This is a genomic window from Devosia sp., from assembly GCF_034675085.1.
In the GTDB taxonomy this organism is placed as follows: domain Bacteria; phylum Pseudomonadota; class Alphaproteobacteria; order Rhizobiales; family Devosiaceae; genus Devosia.
Map to the genome: position 1 here is coordinate 1 of NZ_JAUCDN010000193.1, position 6,630 is coordinate 6,630.

A 6,630-nucleotide genomic window follows, 5' to 3' on the forward strand; every position below is an offset into this window, starting at 1 on the left:
TTTTGCGCATGTCTTTATCCCGAAACCGGTTCCCACTTTCGGCAGACATGCTGTAGGCAGGGCAGGGGTTCCGCCTTAACCTTACCCAATTCAGAATCTGACCGATGCGGTTTTGCTCAAATCGCATCGGCTTTAAACTCGTCTTTACCTTAAGCGCCTAGTCTCAAACTCGTGTTGAGTACCTGCGTACGAGTAAGCTGATGAGTATCCGCGTATCCCGCCACGCGCCTAAAAACGCCGTCGCGATGGCCGTCCTGGCAATTGCCGCCATGACCCTGTCCGGCTGTTCCAGCCTTGGCAGTCGCGCTTTTGGCGATCCGGTCACGACCGGTTCGGTGCAGCAGTCCGCTCCCGCAAGTCTTGGCCAGCCCATGCCTGCCAGTCTTGGCGCTCCCCAAACCCAGGTGGCGGAGGCCATGTTCCTGCCGCCCGCCAATGTGGGCAATGGGTGGAACAGCGCTCCGGTCTCCCAGCCGATGAACAGCCTGCCGGCTGCACCGGTGATGAGCGCCGGCGCCATGCCGACCGTGCAGTCCCAGGATCTCCCCGTACTCAGTAACTCGTCCTCCCAGGGGTCACAGCCCGTCATGCAAGCACAGCCCTCCTTTGCCTCGGCCACGCCGATGCCCTCGCCCGCCGTTCTCGGCAGCCTGCCCCCCAACAGCTCGGTGCCGACCCTGGCCGCCACGACGCCCGCCGCCGCGCCGGCGGCCGCGGCCGGCGCCAATGCCTTCACCCACACCATTGCCAGCGGCGAGTCGCTCTACACCATCGCCCGCCGCTACGAGGTGACCACCCAGGCGCTGGTTTCGGCCAACAATCTGTCCTCGCCCGACAAGATCGTGGTGGGCCAGAAGATCGTCATCCCGGGCCGTACCGACCTTCTGGCCAACAAGCCCCCGGTGCAGGTCGCCAGCATTTCCAGCACGCCGGCACCGGCGCCGACCCAGCAGACCCTGCCGGCCACGCCGGCGGCGGCCCAGCCCGTCGCGACCCCAGTGGCCACCACGCCGGCGCCGCAGGCCCAGCCCGCGCCCCAGCAGCAGGCCAGCATTCCCGCCGCCGAGCCGGTGATGTCGGGCAATGACAAGTTCCGCTGGCCGGCCAGCGGCCGCGTGCTGGTCGATTTCGCCTCGTCCAAGGGCACCGGCATCAATATCGAGGTGCCGGAGGGCTCTGCCGTCAAGGCCGCCGAGAACGGCACGGTCATCTATGTGGGCTCGGGCGTGGAGGGCTATGGCAACCTCATCCTCATCCGCCACCCCAATGGCTATGTGTCGGCCTATGCGCATCTGAAGTCGATGAGCGTGGCCAAGGGCGCCGTGGTCAATCGCGGCGACGCCATCGGCGCGGCCGGCATGACCGGATCGGTGACCAAGCCGCAACTGCATTTCGAGCTGCGCAAGGGCGCGACGCCGGTCGACCCGATCCCGCTGCTGGCGAGCTGATTTCCAAGCGATACTACGAAGCGAAGGCCCCCGCGAAAGCGGGGGTCTTTGTTGGTGGAAGAATCAGTCCAGCGCCTTGCCCTCCTCGCCGGACAGGGTGCGGATGAGCTGGATGGCGACGCGGCCGGAACGGGCGCCCCGTGTGGCGGCCCATTCGATGGCGCGGGCCCGCAGCCTCTCCGCATCGATTTCGAGCCCGTAATGGTCGGCATAGGCCTCGACCATGGTGAGATAGGTCGGCTGGTCGCAATTGTGAAAGCCCAGCCACAGCCCGAAGCGATCCGACAGCGAGACCTTCTCCTCCACCGCCTCGCCGGGGTTGATGGCGGTGGCGCGCTCATTCTCGATCATGTCGCGCGGCATCAGGTGGCGGCGGTTGGAAGTGGCGTAGAACAACACGTTCGCGGGGCGCCCTTCCAGCCCGCCATCGAGAATGGTCTTGAGCGACTTGTAGCTGGTCTCGCCCGGATCGAAGCTCAGATCGTCGCAAAAGACGATGAAACGCGCCGGCTGGCCGGCAATAAGGCGCATCAGCGCGGGCAGGGAGTCGAGGTCTTCGCGGGCGATCTCGATGAGAATGAGCCGCTCGAAGCCTTCTTTTTCGGCCCTCTGGCCGATGTCGCCATGGATGGCCTTGACCAGCGAGCTCTTGCCCATGCCGCGCGAGCCCCAGAGCAGGGCGTTGTTGGCGCCATGGCCGCGGGCGAACTGCTCGGTATTGCGCAGAAGAATATCCTGGACGGAATCGATGCCCTTGAGCATGGCCAGAGGCACGCGGCTGACATGGGGCACGGCCATCAACCAGCCGGTATCGCCGCTCCAATAATAAGCATCGGCCGCGCCCAGCGCCGGCTCCGCCTCTGGCGGAGGCGGGGCCAAACTCTTGAGCGTATTGGCGATTTCGCCCAGGGAGGCGGCAATGCCGGCCAGAAGATCCTTGCTTTTCAAAGTCATGTTCCTCGTCGTCGCACGCGCCGGTTCGGGGTCCGCGAATGGCTTTGCAATCACGGGGGCGCAAATGTATAGTCCGCGCGATTTTGACCCGGGGCGCAAGTGCAACTGGCCCCATATGCGTCCAGTCGTCTTGCATCCTGGATGCGGGTTGCTGGCGCTGCCCCTCCAAGAGCCAAGAAGAAACGATAGGAGCCCCGCTTCATGTTTGTAACGCCCGCTTACGCCCAGGCCGCCGGTGCCGCCGCCCCCGCCGGGGGCATGACCGATATCTTCATCCAGCTGATGCCGATCGCCCTGCTGGTGGTCATCTTCTGGCTGCTGATCTTCCGCCCGCAGCAGAAGCGCCTCAAGGCCCAGCAGGCCATGCTGGCGGCCATCCGCCGCGGCGATACGGTGGTGACCACCGGCGGTATCATCGGCAAGGTGACCAAGGCTGTCGAAGGCGAGGACCTGGAGATCGAAATCGCCCAGGGCGTCAAGATCAAGGTGGTCCGCTCCATGGTGGCCGATGTGCGCACCAAGGCCGAGCCGGTCAACGACAACAAGCCCGCCTAAGCGCCGGGCCCGCCTGCCGCCGGAGCCCAAGGGCTCCGGTTTTCTGCTTTCAGGACGTCTTTCATGCAGTCTTCGCCGTTCCGCGCCATCCTCATCGCCGTCGTCGCCCTGCTGGGTGTGTTGTTCACGCTGCCCAGCTTCCTGCCCGAGAATGTGCGGGAGGCCTGGCCGGCCTTCCTGCCGCGCCAGACCGTGGTGCTGGGGCTCGACCTTCAGGGCGGCTCGCACCTGCTGTTGCAGGTGAACCAGGACGGTATCGTCAATGAGCGGCTGCAGACCCTGCGCCGGGACGTGCGCAACACGCTGGCCAACCAGAACGGCATCGGCAACCTCATCACCACCGACGCGGCCAAGCGCACGCTGACCATCGAATTGACCGATCCCAGCCAGAAGGAAGCGGCGCGCAAGGCCGTCGAGGGGCTGCAAAACGTCATCAGCAACGCGCTCCTGGCCGTGGGCGGCGTCAACGAGCTGGCCTTCGGGGAAACGCCCGACGGCAAGCTGACTGTGTCTCTGACCCAGGAAGGGGTCGAGGAGCGCATGTCGGCGCTGGTGGCGCAGTCGATGGAAGTGATCCGCAAGCGCGTGGACGAGCTGGGCACCACCGAGCCCTCCATCCAGCGCCAGGGCACGAACCGCGTTCTCATCCAGGTTCCGGGCTTCGGCGACAGCCAGCGTCTCAAGGACATCATCTCGCGCACGGCGCGCCTTACCTTCCACATGGTCTATCCCGGCATGAGCGCCGCACAGGCGCGGGCCCAGGGCCTACCTGCCGGCACCATGATCCTGCCCAGCCAGGACGGCACCGAAGAGCTGCTTTACGAGGAAGTGGCGCTGGGCGGCGAATCGCTGGTCGACGCGCAGCCCAGCTATGACCAGCAGCGTGCCATGCCGGTGGTGAGCTTCAAGTTCGACACGCGCGGCGCAATCACCTTCGGCCAGATCACCGCCGCCAATGTCGGCAAGCGCTTTGCCATCGTGCTGGACAATACCGTCATCACCGCGCCGGTGATCCAGCAGGCGATCACGGGCGGCTCGGGCCAGATCAGCGGCAATTTCACCACCGCCAGCGCCAACGACCTCGCCGTATTGCTGCGCGCCGGCGCGCTGCCCGCCTCGCTCGACGTGATCGAGGAGCGCACGGTGGACGCCAGCCTGGGCGCCGATTCGATCCAGCACGGCCTGACCGCCGGCGTGATCGCGAGCGTGCTCGTCGTGTCCTTCATGGTCATCGCCTATGGGCTGTGGGGCGTCTTCGCCAATGTGTCGCTGGTGCTCAACATCGTGCTGCTGTTCGGCGCGCTCTCCATGCTGGGGGCGACGCTGACGCTGCCCGGCATCGCGGGTATCGTGCTCACCATCGGCATGGCGGTGGACGCCAACGTGCTGATCTATGAACGCATGCGCGAGGAACAGCGGGCGGGCAAATCGCCCATCCAGGCCATCAATGCCGGCTTCGAGCGGGCCTGGGGCACCATCATCGACTCGCACCTGACCCAGCTCATCGTCGCCGTCGTGCTGTATTTCCTGGGCTCGGGCCCGGTGCAGGGCTTCGCCGTGACGCTGGCCCTGGGTATTCTCACCTCGCTCTTCACCTCCTATACCGTCACCTCGTTCCAGGTGGCCACCTGGTTCCGCTTCACCCGCCCCAAGCGGCTGAAAATCCAGCATTTCCGCTTCATTCCCGACGGGACGAAAATCCCGTTCATGAAGATCTCACGCTATGTGATCGCCTTCTCCATCATCGCCAGCGTGGTTTCGATCGGCTCTGCCTATTTCAAGGGCTTCAACCTGGGCATCGACTTCGTCGGCGGCACGGCCATTGTCATCCAGCACGAAGGCGGTCCTGCCGATGTGGGGCAGGTGCGTGCGCTGCTGGACGGGCTCGACTTGGGCGAAGTGCAGGTGCAGGGCTTCGGCACGCCCGAAGACGTGCTGCTGCGCGTCCAGGCGCAGGAGGGTGGCCAGGACGCCGATCAGGTCGCGGTCGCCAAGGTGCGCGATGCGCTGGCCACGGAGAACTACACGGTGCGCAGCACCGAGGCGGTGAGCGGCACGGTTTCGGGCGAACTGGCCTGGAAGGGCACCATAGCCGTGCTCATCGCGTTGGCCTCGATCCTGGTCTATATCTGGTTCCGCTTCGAGTGGCAGTTCGCCATGGCGGCCGTGACCACCACCACGCACGACGTCATCATGACCATCGGGCTGTTCTCGCTGACGGGGCTGGAGTTCAATCTCACCTCCATCGCGGCGGTTCTGACGCTGGTGGGCCTGTCGCTCAACGAAACCGTGGTGATTTCGGACCGCGTGCGCGAAAATCTGCGAAAACACCGCAAGATGCCGCTGCCCGAGCTGATCGACCTGTCGATCAACCAGACCATCGTGCGCACCTCGCTCACCCAGTTCACCCTGTTCCTGGCGCTGATTCCATTGGTGCTGTTCGGCGGTGAAGTCATTCGCAGCTTCACCATCGCCATGACCTTCGGCTGTATCGTGGGCATGTATTCCTCGATCATCGTCAACGGCCCGATCCTCATCAATTTCGGCCTCAAGCAGAAGGCCGAGGAGGACAAGGCACCGCCCCGCAGCGCCGACGGCGCTTCGGTCTAGGCCGGCAGCGGCATGAACGAGACGCGGCATTTCCCCGGACAGGTCGGGATCGATGCCTATGGCAATGGCGGGTTCCGCTTCGCCGGGCTGTCGCATCGGGGCTCGCTGCTGTGCCTGCCGGGGGCGATGCAGGCCTGGGAGGTGAATGAAGCGGCGGCCATTACGGCGGAATCGCTGGCTCCCGCCTTTGCCGTGGCCGACGAGATCGACGTGCTGCTGATTGGGCTCGGACCGGATATCGCCGCCATACCGGCGCCGCTGCGCGACGCGTTCCGGGCGCGTGGGGTGATCGTCGAGGCGGTCAATACCGGCAGCGCGGTGCGCACCTATAACGTGCTTCTGGCCGAGGAACGGGCGGTAGCCGCGGCGCTGATCGCGGTCGACAGGGTGCGCTGATGGCTGGGAGCAGCTTTGCGCACGCCGCCCGGATTTTGGGCGAGACCGACCGGGACCGCTATCTGGCGACGCTGGTGCTGACGGGAGCACAGCGCGATGCGGTGACGGCGCTCTACGCCTTCAACGCCGATATCGCCGGTATTCGGGAGCGCGTCTCGGGGCCGACGCCAGGAGAAATCCGGCTGCAATGGTGGAGCGACGCGCTAGCCGGACAAGAGCATGGCGCGGTGCGGCAGAACCCCCTGGCCGATGCGCTGCTGGGCACCATGGAGCGCTATTCCATTCCCGCCGGTACGCTGCTGCGCCTCATCGCGGCGCGGCGCTTCGATCTTTACGACGACCCGATGCCCGACCTTGAAAGTTTCGAGGGCTATGCCGGCGAAACGGTGTCGACGCTCTATCAGCTTGCTGCCATGGTGCTCAATGGCGGCGAGGCGGTGGAGACGGGCGACGCGGCCGGGCATCTGGGCGTGGCCCATGCGATGATCGGCCATCTGCGCGCCTTCGGGCTGGTTTCGTCGCAGGGGCGGATCATGCTGCCCTGGGCGGTGTTCGCCGCCAATGGGGTGGAGGAGGGCGAGTTGTTCTCGGGCGATGGCAATGAGCGGGTCGGCGCGGCCCTGGGCCAGTTCGCCGAGCTGGCCGCCGATCACCTCGACAAGGCCGA

General features: G+C 65.6%; 6 protein-coding genes. 5 read left to right on the plus strand and 1 reads right to left on the minus strand.

Translation table 11 applies throughout. The features are described from left to right. Positions 1–200 precede the first annotated feature (200 nt). Positions 201–1,448, plus strand: coding sequence for a peptidoglycan DD-metalloendopeptidase family protein (locus VDP82_RS12275; RefSeq protein WP_323015135.1), 1,248 nt, complete (start codon positions 201–203; stop codon positions 1,446–1,448). 63 nt (positions 1,449–1,511) lie between these two features. Here the strand turns inward: VDP82_RS12275 and VDP82_RS12280 are convergent, their stop codons facing one another. Then, positions 1,512–2,402 carry an ATP-binding protein gene (locus VDP82_RS12280; RefSeq protein WP_416347110.1) on the minus strand — a complete coding sequence of 297 codons (891 nt, stop codon included), beginning with the start codon at positions 2,400–2,402 and terminating at the stop codon, positions 1,512–1,514. 201 nt (positions 2,403–2,603) lie between these two features. Here VDP82_RS12280 and yajC point away from each other — a divergent pair, with 201 nt between their 5' ends. The 4 genes from yajC to VDP82_RS12300 form a co-directional block, all read left to right on the plus strand. After that, positions 2,604–2,957 (plus strand): preprotein translocase subunit YajC, encoded by a 354-nt coding sequence (yajC, locus tag VDP82_RS12285; protein WP_323015137.1) that lies wholly within the window; start codon positions 2,604–2,606, stop codon positions 2,955–2,957. Positions 2,958–3,020: 63 nt separating this feature from the next. Then, positions 3,021–5,567: a protein translocase subunit SecD gene (gene secD / locus VDP82_RS12290; RefSeq protein WP_323015138.1), complete on the plus strand. Its 2,547-nt coding sequence runs from the start codon at positions 3,021–3,023 to the stop codon at positions 5,565–5,567. Positions 5,568–5,579: 12 nt separating this feature from the next. After that, complete coding sequence (locus VDP82_RS12295) at positions 5,580–5,963, plus strand: Mth938-like domain-containing protein (RefSeq protein WP_323015139.1); 384 nt, start codon at positions 5,580–5,582, stop codon at positions 5,961–5,963. After that, positions 5,963–6,630, plus strand: a 668-nt coding sequence (locus VDP82_RS12300) for a phytoene/squalene synthase family protein (RefSeq protein ID WP_323015140.1), incomplete at its 3' end; no start/stop codon positions are given. The genes VDP82_RS12295 and VDP82_RS12300, both read left to right, overlap by 1 nt.